The 13997-nt window shown below is 63.6% G+C and carries 12 protein-coding genes and 1 pseudogene; 4 read left to right on the top strand and 9 right to left on the bottom strand.

Annotated elements, in window-relative coordinates:
- A partial coding sequence (locus tag EOA24_RS10835) for a beta-L-arabinofuranosidase domain-containing protein (protein WP_133374492.1) occupies positions 1 to 1191 on the top strand: 1191 nt, incomplete at its 5' end.
- 58 nt (positions 1192 to 1249) lie between these two features.
- Here the strand turns inward: EOA24_RS10835 and EOA24_RS10830 are convergent.
- Entirely contained in the window at positions 1250 to 2086 is an 837-nt protein-coding gene (locus EOA24_RS10830) for a DUF1194 domain-containing protein (protein WP_189343158.1), read from the bottom strand.
- Between the two features lies 1 nt (position 2087).
- Positions 2088 to 3140: a DMT family transporter gene (locus EOA24_RS10825; RefSeq protein WP_245491096.1), complete on the bottom strand. Its 1053-nt coding sequence runs from the start codon at positions 3138 to 3140 to the stop codon at positions 2088 to 2090.
- A gap of 163 nt (positions 3141 to 3303) precedes the next feature.
- Between EOA24_RS10825 and EOA24_RS10820 the strand changes: the two genes are divergently transcribed.
- Positions 3304 to 5274 carry a BTAD domain-containing putative transcriptional regulator gene (locus tag EOA24_RS10820; RefSeq protein WP_126083147.1) on the top strand — a complete coding sequence of 657 codons (1971 nt, stop codon included), beginning with the start codon at positions 3304 to 3306 and terminating at the stop codon, positions 5272 to 5274.
- A 147-nt stretch (positions 5275 to 5421) separates the two neighbouring features.
- On the opposite strand, the gene EOA24_RS10815 is transcribed toward EOA24_RS10820, so the two are convergent.
- The 4 genes from EOA24_RS10815 to EOA24_RS10800 all read right to left on the bottom strand — a co-directional run bounded on the left by EOA24_RS10815 (position 5422) and on the right by EOA24_RS10800 (position 10263).
- On the bottom strand, positions 5422 to 6447 hold the full coding sequence (locus EOA24_RS10815; protein WP_126083146.1) for a DMT family transporter: 1026 nt from the start codon (positions 6445 to 6447) through the stop codon (positions 5422 to 5424).
- Positions 6448 to 7078: 631 nt separating this feature from the next.
- On the bottom strand, positions 7079 to 7888 hold the full coding sequence (locus EOA24_RS10810; RefSeq protein WP_189342586.1) for an endonuclease/exonuclease/phosphatase family protein: 810 nt from the start codon (positions 7886 to 7888) through the stop codon (positions 7079 to 7081).
- Positions 7889 to 7912: 24 nt separating this feature from the next.
- A complete protein-coding gene (locus EOA24_RS10805) occupies positions 7913 to 9373 on the bottom strand; it encodes a phospholipase D-like domain-containing protein (RefSeq protein WP_126083145.1) in 1461 nt (486 codons plus the stop codon).
- A 62-nt stretch (positions 9374 to 9435) separates the two neighbouring features.
- Positions 9436 to 10263, bottom strand: a complete 828-nt coding sequence (locus tag EOA24_RS10800; RefSeq protein ID WP_126083144.1) for an oxidoreductase — start codon at positions 10261 to 10263, stop codon at positions 9436 to 9438.
- 74 nt (positions 10264 to 10337) lie between these two features.
- Here EOA24_RS10800 and EOA24_RS10795 point away from each other — a divergent pair, with 74 nt between their 5' ends.
- Positions 10338 to 11270, top strand: coding sequence for an AraC family transcriptional regulator (locus tag EOA24_RS10795; protein WP_126083143.1), 933 nt, complete (start codon positions 10338 to 10340; stop codon positions 11268 to 11270).
- A gap of 31 nt (positions 11271 to 11301) precedes the next feature.
- Here EOA24_RS10795 and EOA24_RS10790 read toward each other — a convergent pair whose 3' ends face one another.
- The 3 genes from EOA24_RS10790 to EOA24_RS10780 all read right to left on the bottom strand — a co-directional run bounded on the left by EOA24_RS10790 (position 11302) and on the right by EOA24_RS10780 (position 13122).
- The gene (locus tag EOA24_RS10790) at positions 11302 to 11949 is read right to left on the bottom strand and encodes a class I SAM-dependent methyltransferase (RefSeq protein ID WP_126083142.1); all 648 of its coding nucleotides are present in this window, start codon (positions 11947 to 11949) and stop codon (positions 11302 to 11304) included.
- 77 nt (positions 11950 to 12026) lie between these two features.
- Entirely contained in the window at positions 12027 to 12269 is a 243-nt protein-coding gene (locus EOA24_RS10785) for a hypothetical protein (protein WP_126083141.1), read from the bottom strand.
- A gap of 103 nt (positions 12270 to 12372) precedes the next feature.
- Entirely contained in the window at positions 12373 to 13122 is a 750-nt protein-coding gene (locus tag EOA24_RS10780) for a DUF899 family protein (RefSeq protein WP_126083140.1), read from the bottom strand.
- 120 nt (positions 13123 to 13242) lie between these two features.
- Here EOA24_RS10780 and EOA24_RS10775 point away from each other — a divergent pair.
- Positions 13243 to 13997 (top strand): annotated as a pseudogene (locus tag EOA24_RS10775) (helix-turn-helix domain-containing protein); the annotation flags it as partial.

The following is a 13997-nucleotide window of genomic DNA, read 5'->3' as shown; positions in this document are numbered from 1 at the left end:
TATCACTTCAAGACGTACGAGTATAACCAGTCGCACAAGCCGGTGCGCGAGCAGGACAAGGTCGTCGGCCACGCGGTGCGCGCGATGTATCTCTATTCCGGCATGGCCGATATCGCGACGGAATATGGCGACGACACGCTGCGCGTAGCGCTCGACCGGCTCTGGGACGATCTCATGACCAAGAGCCTCTATGTCACCGGCGGCCTTGGGCCGTCGGCGCACAATGAGGGCTTCACCAGCGACTATGACCTGCCCAACGAGACAGCCTATGCCGAGACCTGCGCCTCGGTCGGCCTGGTGTTCTGGGCAAGCCGCATGCTCGGCATGGGGCCGAACGCGCGTTACGCCGACATGATGGAACGGGCCTTGTACAACGGCTCGATCTCCGGCCTGTCGCTCGACGGCTCGCTGTTCTTCTACGAGAATCCGCTGGAGAGCAGGGGTGGCCATCACCGCTGGAAATGGCACCGCTGCCCCTGCTGCCCGCCCAATATCGGCCGCATGGTGGCCTCGATCGGCAGCTATTTCTACGGCCTCGCCGACGACGCGCTGGCCGTCCATCTCTATGGCGACTCGAGCGCTCGTTTCGAGATCGCCGGCCGCCAGGTTACCCTGGTCCAGACCAGCAACTATCCCTGGGACGGCGCCGTCGCGATCGAGGTCGGACCTGAGGCGCCGGTTGCGTTCACGCTTCACCTGCGCGTGCCGGTGTGGTGCCGCAAGGCCGCGCTTCGGGTAAACGGCAAGCTGGTCGATCTCGAAGCGGCGACGGTCGACGGTTACGCCGCGATCCGCCGCGAATGGCGCCAGGGCGACAAGGTCGAGCTCGACCTTGAAATGTCGATGGCGCGCCTCTTCGCCAACCCGCAGGTGCGGCAGGACATCGGTCGTGTCGCGCTGGCGCGGGGCCCGCTGATCTATTGCGTCGAGGAGACCGACAATGGCGGTGGGCTGCACCGCATCGCCCTGCCGCGCGAGGCAAGGCTCGAGGCTCACAAGGAGCCAAACCTGCTCGGCGGCGTCGTCACGCTTTCGGCGATCGGCAGCAGGGCCGAGACGGAGAGCTGGGGCGCCGATCTCTATCGCCGCGAGCCGCCGGCGACTGAGGCGACGAAGCTCAAGGCGGTTCCCTATTTCGCCTGGGACAATCGTGAGCCCGGCGAGATGCTGGTCTGGCTGAGGGAAGGGTAGGGCGCGCTGGCCGCGCTTCCGCGTATGACGAGTGAGCCCTCCTCATCGAGGCGCAGTCCTACCGAGGATCGGCTATTGGCGCGGACAGAGCCTGTGCCTCCATCGGCGGAACATACGTGTCGATGTTCATGCTCACTTCCGTCACCAGCTTGCGGCGAAGAGCCGTGACATAATCGTGCGGTTGCTTCGGTGACATCACGAAGGCTTGTGAACCGCCGATGACAGATTGGGCAAAGTAGGAGGCCAGCGGCTGGCGGGGGTCCTCGTCATCCGCCGGTATGGCGATCGCGTTGATCGTGTAGCCCTTGGCGATCGCGTTCTCCCGGCTCGGCTGGACGGGCAGCCCGTCATTGTTCTCGCCATTGGAAGAGATGTCGATCACCTTCTTCATGGCGGTCCCGGGGAACTCGTCGAGCAGAAGGCCTCCGACATCGATTGCCGTTGAAACCGAAGTTCCACCCCTGCCTCGCCGCATATGGCCGGTGTCGCCTGTATTGCTGATCACCGACGCGGCGGCCTTAGCATCGTCCAGGCCGCAGATGCGCGTCCATGGCAGCACGGTGCGCGAGCGACCGGGGCTCGACCATTCGAAATAGGCCACGCCGATGCAACCGATATAGTTCTGCGAGATGGCGCGGATGATTTCCGGCGAGGTGAGCGCTTCGGCATGGCCCTCACGCTGCAGGTCGGCAATCTTCGGATCAATCGAAGAGGAGAAGTCCACCGCGAAGACGACGGCGACGTCAACCTGCATCGACGGCGGATCTATGTTGGTTGCGTCTGCGGCAGGTCCCCAAAGGACCGCGGCTGGCAGTGTCGCCAGCATCGCCAATGAAAGCGCACGCCTTGCCCCTTTGCCGTCGGAGCCCGGTGTCCTGTGAAGACCGTCCACCATCTTACCCTCCATCTCGATACAGGTCGTTTTCCATGCAACGCGGTCTCGGTCGTTGGGACCGGCGTGGGCCGTCGCCGGAAAGGTCAGCGGATTGTCTCCTTCCGACCTGCATTGACGACGATGAGCGTCGCCTGACCGGCCAGGCGCCTGCTGCCAATGCCGCGTCGGCTCTGCCCGGACTGGCTCGCAGGGACGCCGTCGACGTTCGGTTCGACATCGCGACCGACAGGATCGATCCGAGGATGATCGCCGCGCCGAGCGCGCCTGCCGCAGAAGAGCGCTCGCCAAGGAAGATCGCCGCGCCCAGGGCGCCGAACACGCTTTCCGCGCTGACGATCACCGCGGCGTGGCTGGCCGAAGTGAAACGCAGGGCGGCAGTCTGGATGCCGAAGGCGGCCGCGGTCGAGAAAACCCCGAGCACCACCAGTTCGGGACCGGCCTCGGAAGCCGCCGACAATGACAGATTGCCTTGCACCGCCCCGAGCGGCAGGGCTATCGCGGCGGCGGCAAGGAACTGCGCCGCGGCGGCCGTGAAGGGGCGCGCATAGGCATGCATGTGGCGCCCGAGCTCGACCGTCCACAGCGCATAGCAGCCCGCCGAGAGGAGGGCGGTGAGGTCGCCGGCGCCGAAACCGGTAATCCCGCCCGACAACAGCAGGCAGCCCATCACCGTGGATCCGGCGGCGGCGACGAGACCTGCCTTCGGACGTTCACCCATGAGCAGCCAGGCGGCCAGCGGCGTGATCACCGTTGCCGTGCTTACGAAGAAGCTTGCATTGGTGACGCTGGCGCCGAGATAGCAGAGCTGTTGCAGCATGATGGAGATGGCAAACAGCACGACCACCCGGGCCACGCTGGAGGAATGTGCGGAATCGGCCGGCGCTCGCCTTTCCGTCAGGACAAAGGGCAGCACCAGCAGCCCGCCGATCAAGCAGCGCAGCCCGACTGCGCTCAGTGCGTCGAGATGATCGAGCACCGTCTTTTGCGCCACGTTTCCGAAGCCCCAAAGCGCGGCCGCAAACAGAAGCAGCAGATTGGCCGTGACCTTCGACATTCGCCGCACCCCTGGGCCGGAACCACGCTGCTGGTTGAGTTACCGTTAATTCAGCAGCGTCTAAATGAAGTGCGTCACGGTAACGCTTGGGTGGCGTCGCGCTGGAGCTTGCGAGGCGTTAGTTTTGAGTTAGAATTTCAATAGGCTGGGGAGCCGTTGAGCAATGCAAAATGCGGAAAGCCGTGCTGCAAGTCGGATTTTGCTTTTCGGCGGTTTCCAGCTTGAAAAGGAGGCTGGCGGCACAATTTGGCTCACCGGTAAGCGCGGCCCCGCAATTCTTGCATATCTGGCTCGCTGTCCGGGCATGGCGGCGCCGCGCGAGCGGCTGGCCGATTATCTATGGACCGACAGCGACAGTGGACACTCGCGCAACAGCCTGCGGCAAACGCTCAGCGTCCTGCGCCGGGATCTGGCGCGACACGGCTTGGATATCATCTATTCCCACAAGGACCTGATCGGTCTGAGGCCGGAAGCGGTGCGGGTCGATGTCGACGAGTTTGAAACCGGCCTGTCGGCCCGTTCGGCCTCGGAACTCCAGGCTGCGTTGACTCTCTACAGTGGACCGTTTCTCGACGGCTTTCATGTCGGCACCAACGTTTTCGACGATTGGGCGGCGTCCGAACGCGAAAGGCTGCAGAGCCGCGCGCTTCAGTCGCTGGAAAAGCTCGCCCGTCTCGTGGACGCCGAAAGCGGCTTGGCTGTTGCTGATCGAATGGTGTCCATGGAGCCGACGCGGGAGGAATCCTATCGGCTGAAGATGGAACTGCTGCTTGCATGCGGTCAGCGCGACAAGGCGTTGCGGACCTTCGAGACTTGCAGAAGCGTCTTGAGGAAGGAGTTCGGTGTCGACGTCAGCGCGGAGACGCGAGCGCTCTGGCAATCGCTGCTTTCCTCCACCGAGCCATCATCAAACCTTCAGACGGCCAATGGAGCTATCGCCGGTCAGCGCTCGGGACGCCCATCCATCGTCGTGGCCGACATCGTCAATCTGACAGGACAGCGTGGTGACGACTTCTTCGCCAAGGGTCTCGTTCACGATATCACCACGGCGCTTTCAGAGGTGGCCGACTATATCGTGCTTTCGGCCCTCGAGAAAAACGGCGAGGAACCGAGGGCGCCGGCTGGCGTGCGGGCGCGCTATACGCTCAAGGGCAGCATCCAGAGGTCCGGACACGAGCTCAGGGTGAACATCCAGCTTGTCGACGCCGCTGATGGACGCAATGTCTGGGCGCAGAAATTCGACGACCACTCGGAGAACGCGCTCGCTTTCCAGGACAGGATCGCGCAGTCGGTCGTGCTGGCAGTCAGCCTTGAGCTTCAATTGACCAACTGGAAGGTTCGCGACAAGAGCCCGCCTGGTCCTCCAGAAGTGCGCCGGCTGGTGAACGAAGCCCTGATGAAATACTTCGAGATGACGCGGGACTCGCTCCTGGTCTCGAAGGATCTCGCCGAAAAGGCTCTTTTGCTGGCGCCCGACAACGTTCGCGCGAAACGGACGCTGTCCATCGCGACGACCATGGGTGTTGCGTTCGGTGCTCTGCCTCGCGAGCAGGAGCATATCGACCGTGCGATCGAGCTTGCCGAAGACTCGGTAAGAGCCGTACCCGATGACGAAATTGCCCGCTGCATCCTGTCATTCGCCTACGAATGCGATGGCCGGATCGACGAGGCGATCGTGCAATGCCAGCACGCAATCAGTCTCAACCCGAGCTATCCCAGCAGCCACGGCGATATTGCGATGCTCTTCGCCTTGCGCGGACAGGTCGGCGAGGCGGTCCGCGCGGCAAACGAGGCGATCCGCCTTGGAGCGCATGACGTCATCGACTTCTGGCGCCACCACGGCATGGTCATGGCGTTGTTCGCGGGCGGAGACGACCGGCGGGCGCTCGAGGTCGCCCGCAAGGTAGTCAGGACAAAGCCGGGATTCCTGCGCGGCGCGCTTTTTTGGGCGGCAACTGCCGCGGCGACGGGAAATGATGAAGAAGCGTCACGGGCCATCCACCACTGCCTGTCACAACTCCCGCATCTCAACCTCGGCAATGTCGCTCCCGGGTTCATGCCGCGCTATTTGAGGGACGGCCACCACTCGCGGTTTCTTGAAATGCTTTCGAAAGCCGGCCTCCCCGCTTCCTAATGCCTGTCGCCCAAACGTGCGCAGCGGTTTTGGGCGTACGACATGCATCAAACAAAGACTTAAAACGCCTCGCCTGGATCCGGTTCAGCGCGACGCGATTTAGAGCAATTCCGGGCGGAAGACCCGTCACATTTTTTCAGGAATTGCTCAGGTTCTTTGCTTGTCCAGCCAAAGTGCCACCATTGCCGTCAGCAACATGAAACACCCGAGTGCCTGCCAAGCCGTGAGAGTTTCGTCCAGGAACAGGAATGCCAGTCCGGCGGCAACCGCAGGCTCGATCATCGATGCGACGAGTCCAGTCACCGCGGAGCGGCACCGCGCCATGCCCGCGCAGTAGCAGACATAGGCGAGAGCTGTCGGCCCTAAACCGAGATAGATCAGAACCGAGATGCTTCGCCAGTCCCCCATGGCCGCGCCGAAATGCGTGAGACCGCCTGGAGCGACTATCATGGCCACGGGTGCGAGAACCAGCGATGCGATGATCAGGCCAAGGCCCGAAACAAGGTTCGGCGAATAGGCAACGGAAAGCGAGCGAGCGGCATTGGTCATCACGACGAAGGCCGCAGATGCCAGCAGCGACAGAGCAAGGCCCAATAGAAGGTCGAGCGGTTGTTCCGATGCCGTATCGACACTTACGAAAGTGACGAGGCCTGCGATCGAGATCGCAAGGGGAAGCACGACCTGCCGCGATATGGGTTCGCCAAGCTTCCTCAGTGACCAGAAGACGGCGATGACCGGTGGCAAGCAAACCGTCAGAAAGACCGTTATCGTCACTCCCAGCAGCGTGAAGCTGCGGAACAGGCAGACCTGGAAGGTGGCGCAGGAAATGCCGAACAGGAGAAATCCCGAAAAGCTGCCCGCGCTGGCCTTAACCCTGCGGGTGCCGCCTGTTACCCGCGCCACCAGGAGTATGGCGGGCCCGGCAATAGCCGTGCGGACGAATCCGTAGACCTCGTCCGGCATTGCGATTTCATGCGGGACAAACCTGCTTGCGACACCCACGGTCGCCCAGAGTGTGGCGGCGCACATCACCAGCGCCAGCCCCCAGAGGTGATCAGGCGAGAAACCGATCATGTAGGGCTGGCCGATCTTCCGGCATTTTTCGATCGTCTCCAGGTATCGCCTGCCGTCTTCGCCCAGGACTTCGGTGGCAACTCTTTCATTGCTTTGCATCGGCCGTTGATCCCCTTGTCTTGTCCTGGCGAATCGGAGTCGATTTTTTGGTGGGTTGGCTCCGAGCGGCACGACAAGCCTCGCCGAAGATCCCGCGATGTCCTTAGTGAAAGAGGCGTCAGCCGAGCGCTTGGGAAAGGCCGGCGAGCGTCTCGTCGATCGTTAGGATCGCGTCAGGGTTCCGTCAGGAGAGGTGGTGCGCAAGGATGGTCTCCGCCCACAGCGGCGCAAACGGCAGGTCGCAGGCAGTGATCCGGCTGCACGACACCGGCACCCCGACGGTCCAGAACGGCGGCGCGGTCAGCAGTATTGATGGCTATGTTGGTATCAGTCCCGACACAAATGGCACTGTGACGGTGGACAGCACGGGGTCCGGCGCGCTGAACATCGGCGCCGCCTCGCCCTTGCCGGCGGCTCCCCCTTCACGATCGCCGGCGCGCCCATCGCACGCGATGCGGCGGTGGTGGAAGCCGGCCTCGACTTGAACTTGACGCCGGCCGCGACCCTCGGTGTCTCCTATGGCGTCCAGTTCGGCTCGGGTCTCTCCGACCAGTCCGTGCGGGGCGGACTTCAGCTGGAAGTTCTGAGACGAAGCTTCGCCGTATACCGGCTGACCGTCGTCGGCGGCAATCTACAGATGCACGAAAGCCGTCAGCGGCAGATGGTCGGAGGCGACGCGCGACAGCGGCGTGTCATGCGCCTCGACGCCTGAAACCAAACCGTGCCGATTGCCCATGATGCGGTCGAGCGCCAGCACCGGCAGGCCCGACGGGAAGGTCGGCACCGCCGGCGGCGTCGGCCCGAAGGTCGTGTGCAGTGTGTTCAGCGCCGAGCGGTTGCCGAGCCGCCATTCGTTGAGGTCGCCGAGCAGCAGCGTCGGCCTTTCATCGGCGCTGCTCATGATGTCGAGCACGACCCGGGCCTGTTCGGAGCGCGAGCGGCGCAAAAGGCCGAGATGGGCGGCGATCACGCGCAGCGACCGTTTCTCGTCAAGATCGATCTCGGCGACCAGCGCGCCGCGCGGCTCCAGTCCCGGCAGCTTGAGTTGGTGGACGTCGCGTACGGTGCCGCGTTTGAACAGGAGCACATTGCCGCGCCAGCCATGCCCCTTGCCGTTGCCCGAGACCGGCACCGGCACGAGTCCCGTCTCCAGTTCCAGGCGAGCGAGATCGAGCAGCCCGGCCCTGTCGCCGAAGCGATTGTCGGCTTCTTGCAGGGCGATCACATCGGGGCTGATCTCGCGGATGACGCGGGCCGTCCTGTCAGGGTCGAACCTGCGGTCCGTGCCGATGCATTTGTGGACGTTGTAGGAGGCGACGACAATTTCAGTGTCGTTGACTCGCTTGCGCGGCGTCGCCTTCGCCTTGCGCGCGTTCCTGGCGCGGATCGACAGGAGCACGGTCCCCGGCAGGCTGCGTCCCTTGATGTCGTCTATCTCCATGATCCTGCTGCTCGATTTCCTGCTCTAAAGATAGGGCGATCCCAGCCACAGCAAACGGTCGAAGACGCGGACTACGAATGGTCTTGCATTCAGCGTCTGCAGCGTCACCGGCTGGGCGGTCGAGATGGCGGCCGCGATGCGGGCGTCGATCTCGGCGGCGAAGTTTTTGTCCAGGACTTCCATGTCGATCTCGAAATTCAGCCTCAGCGAGCGCGCGTCCAGATTGGAGGAGCCGACATAGGCCCACACGCCGTCGATCGCCATCAGCTTGGAATGATCGAACGAGCCCTCGTGGCGCCAGACCCGGCAATAATGCTTCAGCACCTGGTCGAACTGCGCCGTCATCGCATGATCGACGAGGAAAAGATTGTTCACCGCCGGCACGACGATGTCGATTTCGACGCCGCGGCGGCCAGCCGTGGTCAGCGCGCTGATGAACTCCCGGTCCGGCAGGAAATAGGGCGACATGATGCGGATCGACTTGCGGGCGACCGAAAAAGCGCCCATCAAAAGCTTGAGGTTGGTTTCGTTGGAGGCGTCCGGCCCGGTCGCCACCGCGCGCACCAGCACCGGCTGCCCGGGCGGCGGCGCGGCGCGCTCGACCTGCCAGGGCCCGTCCTTCAGGGCCTCGTTGCCGGCAAAGCGCCAGTCCTCGGCCGCAACCGAGAACAGGTCGGCCACAACCGGCCCGGTGACCTCGAAATGCGTATCCCGCGAACTTTCGGAACCGGCGAATTCGGCGGAGAATCCCTTGCGGATGTTCATGCCTCCCGTGAACGCCACCGCGCCGTCGACGATCAGGATCTTCCTGTGCGTCCTCAGATTGGCATAGGGAAGCCTCAGGCCCATCACGATGTTGCCGTTGAAGAGGTCGACGATGACGTCGACCTCCCTGAGTTGTTTCAGGATGCTCGGCACCGAATAGCGCACGCCGACGGCGTCGATCAGCACGCGGACAGTGACGCCGCGCTTGACGGCGTTGCCGAGCGACTGGACGAAAAGCGCCCCGACCGCATCATTGTCGAAAATATAGGTTTCGAGCAGGACGCTTCTTTGCGCGGCATCAATTGCCCGGCACATCGCCGTATAGGCCTCGTCGCCGGTCTTGAGCACGGCGATGGTGTTTCCGGATGTCAGCGGACGCCGCGCCACCCTGTCGCCAAGCGTCTTCAACCCGGTGAAGCGCTGGCCGAATTCGGCGTTGATCAGGGCTTCGAGCGCGACGTCGCGGTCGTGCCTGGCGGCGGCCGCCTCGGGTGAAACCGGCCGCATCGCGCTGATCGTCGCGCGGCGGATGCGGTTGATGCCGGCAATGGCGTAGATGATCGCGCCGAGGAAAGGCGACAAAAGCATCACGCCCACCCAGCCGGTGGCGGCGCGCACGTCCTCCTTGGTCATGATGGCGTGCACGATGCCGACCGCCGCCATCGCCAGCGAGAGGATCAGGATTAGCGTCGACCAGTGACTCGCAATCGCGTCAAGCATTGACCCGACTATGGAGCGAGCCGGGGCGGAAAGGCAATGCGGCGGGTTATTCCCGCGCTCATTCAGCCATCGGTCGAGATGGTTACGGCCCTCCAGGCTTCGATCTCCTGCTGCAAGCGTTCGATACGCTCGGACACGAGCTTGAGGGCGTCGCTGCCAAGCAGAAGCTGCGGCGGCGGAGCTTCGGATTCCACCAAAGCCAATACGGCCGTTGCGAGCTTGTCCGGATCGCCAAGCTGCTTGCCGCTTTTCGTCAGCCGGGCTTCCCGGATCGGGTCGAACAGCGCGTCATAATCCGCGATAGACCTTTCGGTCCGGACCATGGAGCGCCCGGCCCAGTCCGTCCGGAATGAACCGGGGCAGACGGCCGTGACGCGAACGCCAAACGGGGCCATTTCCGAACGCATCACCTCCGATATGCCCTGGAGCGCGAACTTGCTGCCGCAATAGTAAGCAATGCCCGGCATCGTGATCATGCCGCCCATCGAGGTGACATTGACGATGAAGCCACGGCGTCGCTCGCGGAACTTCGGAAGAAAAGCCTTGGCGACCGCCACGGCTCCGAAGACGTTCACGTCGAACTGACGCCGCATCTCTTCGAGCGGCGACTCTTCAAGCACCCCTTCGTGGCCATAGCCGGCATTGTTGATCAGGACATCGACGGGCCCGTGCTCCTTCTCCGCCTGCGCGACGACGTCCGGCACGCGGTCGAACTCCGTGACATCGCACATGACCGTCCGCATCGCGGGCAGGGATCTGCCGAGTGCCGCGCGTGACGTCTCGAACCGTACGGTGCCAATGACCGTATGGCCTGTTTGGATTGCGGCGGAAGCGATGGCGAGGCCAAAGCCGGAATTGGCGCCGGTGATGAAGAAGGTCTTTTTCGCCATGGTCTGGGGTCCTTGTTGATGGAGTGCGCCTTGGCAAATAGTATGGTGCGGCGGTCACCTGGATTGCGGTTTCTATGAATTCCTTGCCAAATCCTATCGAAGCAGACCCTGGACGAAAACGGGAACTGGTCGAGCTTGCCGGAACTCTGGCCGAACGCATTGGATACAATGCCACCGCGATCGAGAGCGTACGGGTGCTTCGGACGGAGGCCGCGCTCCATGACGTCCCGGTGCTTTATGAACCGGGCGCGGTGTTCGTCCTGCAGGGAAGCAAGCGAGGCATCCTCGAACAGGAGGTCTACCTCTACGACGAAGAACACTATCTGGCGGTGTCGGTGCCGGTTCCGTTTCGGATGGAGTCAACGGCCAGTCCCGATCGCCCGCTGCTTGCCGTTTATGTCGCGTTCGACATGCGGCTGGCGGCCGAGATTGCCGCGCTGCTGGAGACGCATTCCGCAATGGGAAGCGACAGGCCGCAAAGCCTCACATCGAGCAGGATGGAGGCCGATATTGAGGATGTGCTGCTGCGCCTCTTGAAGGCGCTTCGCAGTCCTGCTGAGACCGCCGTTCTTGGATCAAGCCTCCTGCGCGAGCTGCATTACCGGGTGCTGATCGGCCCGCAAGGCGGCGCAATGATCGCAGCCTTGCAGCAAAGGGGCAGGTCGGGAAGGATCGTGCGGAGCCTTGCATGGCTGCGGGAAAACTACAGCTGCGAAATCTCGGTCGCCGATCTGGCGAGAGAAGCAGGCATGAGCGTGCCTTCCTACCACGTCCATTTCAGGGAGATGACCGGAAGCAGCCCGATGCAGTACGTGAAAGCCATGCGGCTGCACGAGGCAAGACTGATGATCGCGCGCAAGGGCACGATCGCTCAGGCCGCGGCTTCGGTCGGCTATGCGAGCGCGGCTCAGTTCAGCCGCGACTTCAAGCGGCATTTTGGGCGCACGGCTTCTGAAGAGATGAACTGGGTCCGTCGTCATCTGGGCGAGCTTGCCTGGGCCGAGTAGTTCGCCATTGGCGCTCAGCCGGCTCCTGGACCTATGGCTTCCTGAAGAAGCCCGACAGAATATTCGGTCCCGCTTCTCCGGGCCGCAGCCTGATCCCGTCCTCGAAACAGTTCAGGGTCATGCAGTCGAAGCCGTTATGGGCGAGCAGCGCCACCAGCGAGTCGCGGTCGAAGTGGTGCAGGTGCTCGTTGGGGAGGCGCATGCGCCAGGTTCGGAACCACGCGTCGCCGTCGGCGCCGAGCTCACGCCAGCGGCAATAAGGGACAGCGACGGCCAGATGCCGGGTCTTAAGGCGGGCTAGGAAACTGAGATCAGGGATGTGCTCGAGCACGTCGAACATGGCGACGAGATCCCACGAGCCGGCGAGCGCCTCCTCCCAATCGACAAAGCGGACACCTTGGGGCAGCGGAAACTCGGCGATGTCGCAGCCGGCGCAATCGGCGACGCCTGTTATCTTCGCGGCTTCGATGAATGTGCCGGTGCCGTATCCGATTTCGAGCACCGAGCGCGGAATTTCGCCGGTGATCCCCAGCACCCAGCCAAGCCGCTGATAGCCGAGCTTGATGGTCCGGTCGCTCAAGTCCTCGTAGTACGAGATGTATTTCTTGTCGTACTTGATCGGCGTGAAGTCGATCTGGTGGATCACGCCGAATTCGTCCGCCTCATAGTTATCCAGCATTCAGACGCCGCCTCCGCATCCGAATTATCTACATGGCAGAGCTAAACGCAACGTAACGGGAACGCTGAGCGCTTGCGTCAAATCCCATTGGTGCGCCTCGCCATCAGCCGCAGCCAAGGCGTCAGATGGAAGCCCGCCATCAACAGATACATCGGCGCCATACCGCTCAGCACCGAGGCGGCCGACATGCACATCGTGTCGTGGTCGCCATAGGCAGCCGTCAGCAGCGCCATCATGGCGAAGGTTGGCGCCGCGGCGAGGCAGAGCCAGTCGGCGAGGCCGAAGCCGCTCAGGCGAGGGGCGGGGTTGTCGATGCTCATAATATCCACCTTCTGAAGCGGTCAGGTTTGCAGGGGTCAGAGAGACAAGGCTTGGCGAGATCGGCTCCGGCGACGTGTGGCCGCCGCCGGAGTCGCTTCGCGCTCAGGCGCTCTTGTTGCGGAACGCCGCTTCACCGGCATCCGAGACCTCGACCCATCTCTGGTCTGGGGCGGCGCCTGCTTCGTAATTGTCGTGCCAGTTCCACCATTTATAGGTCTGGGTCTGCGGATAGCCCTCGGGCGAATCCTCCCACACCTCCTGACGGCCGAGCGGCGTGACGTCGAGATAGCTCCACACGGTGCCGAAGGCTTCGTCGCCGCGGTTGTTGACGAAATAGGTGCGGAAGATGCGCTTGCCGTCATGGATGAAGACGTTGTGGCCGTGCCATTGGTCGACGCCGAAATCCTTATCCCAGCTGTCGGTGATGGTGTACCAGGGCATTTTCCAGTCCATCTGTTGCTTCAACCGCTGGATGTCGGCCTGCGGCGCGCGCGAGGCATAGGCAAGCGTGGTGTCGCGGGCGTTGAGATGGGCGAGGTTGCCGACCATGTCGGCGCCGAGCGAGCAGCCGCGACAGGCGTGTTCGGGCCAGCCAAAGACACCCGGCTCGAAGAAGGCGCGGTAGATCACGAGCTGGCGGCGGCCTTCGAAGAGGTCGAGCAGGCTCGCCTTGCCGTTCGGGCCGTCGAACACATAATCCTTGGTCACTTCCATCCACGGCATGCGGCGGCGTTCGGCGGCCAATGCGTCGCGGGCGCGGGTCATCGCCTTTTCCTTGACCAGCATTTCTTCATAGGCGCCTTCCCACGCTTCCTGCGAAACGACCGGCGGTGTCTTCATGTGTTGGGTCATTGCTCTTGTCCCGTTCTTGGGTTTGGTTGGGGGTGACAGGGACAGACATAGGCCGCATGGTTCGATGGTGAGAGTTACAAGTGTGACGCGATTTGATCCGGCGGGCCCTGAGGCGGCGGCATGGACTCGCTGATCAACGCCGCCGGGCGCGCGCTCGCCGCGGGCGATCCGCTCGGCGCCTTGAAGCGCGTCGCGCTGCGCGACGACGCGCCGGCGCTGGCGCTGCGCGGCATCGCGATGGCGCAGCTCGGCGATTTCGCCAAGGCAAAGGCGCTGCTGAAGGACGCGGCGAGGGCCTTCAGTTCGAGGGAGACCGTCGCCCGGGCGCGCTGCGTCGTCGCCGAGGCCGAGATTGCCCTGGTCTCACGCGACCTCGGCTGGCCGGAGAAGGCCCTGCGATCCGCGCGCGCCACGCTTGCCGCGCATGGCGACCGGCTGAACGCTGCCTATGCCGGCAGCCTCGAGGCGCGCCGCCTCATCCTGATCGGCCGGCTCGACGAGGCCGAGCGGCTGCTTTCGGATTTCGATCCGGCGCCGCTGCCGCCGGTTGCGCGCGTCGCGCATGAACTGGCCGCGGCCGGCGTCGCGGTCCGGCGCCTGAGGACGAAGGCCGCGCGCTCGGCGTTCGGCCGGGCATCGCTGGCCGCCTACGAAGCCAACATCCCGGCCTTGAAGGCCGAAGTCGAAGCGGCATCCCTGGTCTTGAACACGCCGGTCGGCAGGCTGATCGCGCGCGGCACAGAGAAAGATCTGCTGCTCGACGAGGTCGAGACGCTGCTGACCTCGGGCGCGCTGGTCATCGATGCCTGCCGCAACGTGGTGCGCGAGGCCGATGCGGTCGTCTCGCTGGCGACACGGCCGGTGTTGTTCGCGCT

Source organism: Mesorhizobium sp. M2A.F.Ca.ET.039.01.1.1 (genome assembly GCF_003998035.1).
Classification (GTDB): domain Bacteria; phylum Pseudomonadota; class Alphaproteobacteria; order Rhizobiales; family Rhizobiaceae; genus Mesorhizobium.
This window is presented reverse-complemented; position numbering and strand designations above follow the sequence as displayed.

What these genes read in the sequence shown, in the direction of transcription:
- EOA24_RS10805 (WP_126083145.1), bottom strand. Translation starts at nt 9,373, where the DNA reads ATGCTTGACGCGATTGCGAGTCACTGGTCGACGCTAATCCTGATCCTC.
- EOA24_RS10830 (WP_189343158.1), bottom strand. Translation starts at nt 2,086, where the DNA reads ATGGTGGACGGTCTTCACAGGACACCGGGCTCCGACGGCAAAGGGGCA.
- EOA24_RS10795 (WP_126083143.1), top strand. Translation starts at nt 10,338, where the DNA reads ATGAATTCCTTGCCAAATCCTATCGAAGCAGACCCTGGACGAAAACGG.
- EOA24_RS10820 (WP_126083147.1), top strand. Translation starts at nt 3,304, where the DNA reads ATGCAAAATGCGGAAAGCCGTGCTGCAAGTCGGATTTTGCTTTTCGGC.
- EOA24_RS10815 (WP_126083146.1), bottom strand. Translation starts at nt 6,447, where the DNA reads ATGCAAAGCAATGAAAGAGTTGCCACCGAAGTCCTGGGCGAAGACGGC.
- EOA24_RS10810 (WP_189342586.1), bottom strand. Translation starts at nt 7,888, where the DNA reads ATGGAGATAGACGACATCAAGGGACGCAGCCTGCCGGGGACCGTGCTC.
- EOA24_RS10780 (WP_126083140.1), bottom strand. Translation starts at nt 13,122, where the DNA reads ATGACCCAACACATGAAGACACCGCCGGTCGTTTCGCAGGAAGCGTGG.
- EOA24_RS10825 (WP_245491096.1), bottom strand. Translation starts at nt 3,140, where the DNA reads ATGTCGAAGGTCACGGCCAATCTGCTGCTTCTGTTTGCGGCCGCGCTT.
- EOA24_RS10790 (WP_126083142.1), bottom strand. Translation starts at nt 11,949, where the DNA reads ATGCTGGATAACTATGAGGCGGACGAATTCGGCGTGATCCACCAGATC.
- EOA24_RS10800 (WP_126083144.1), bottom strand. Translation starts at nt 10,263, where the DNA reads ATGGCGAAAAAGACCTTCTTCATCACCGGCGCCAATTCCGGCTTTGGC.
- EOA24_RS10785 (WP_126083141.1), bottom strand. Translation starts at nt 12,269, where the DNA reads ATGAGCATCGACAACCCCGCCCCTCGCCTGAGCGGCTTCGGCCTCGCC.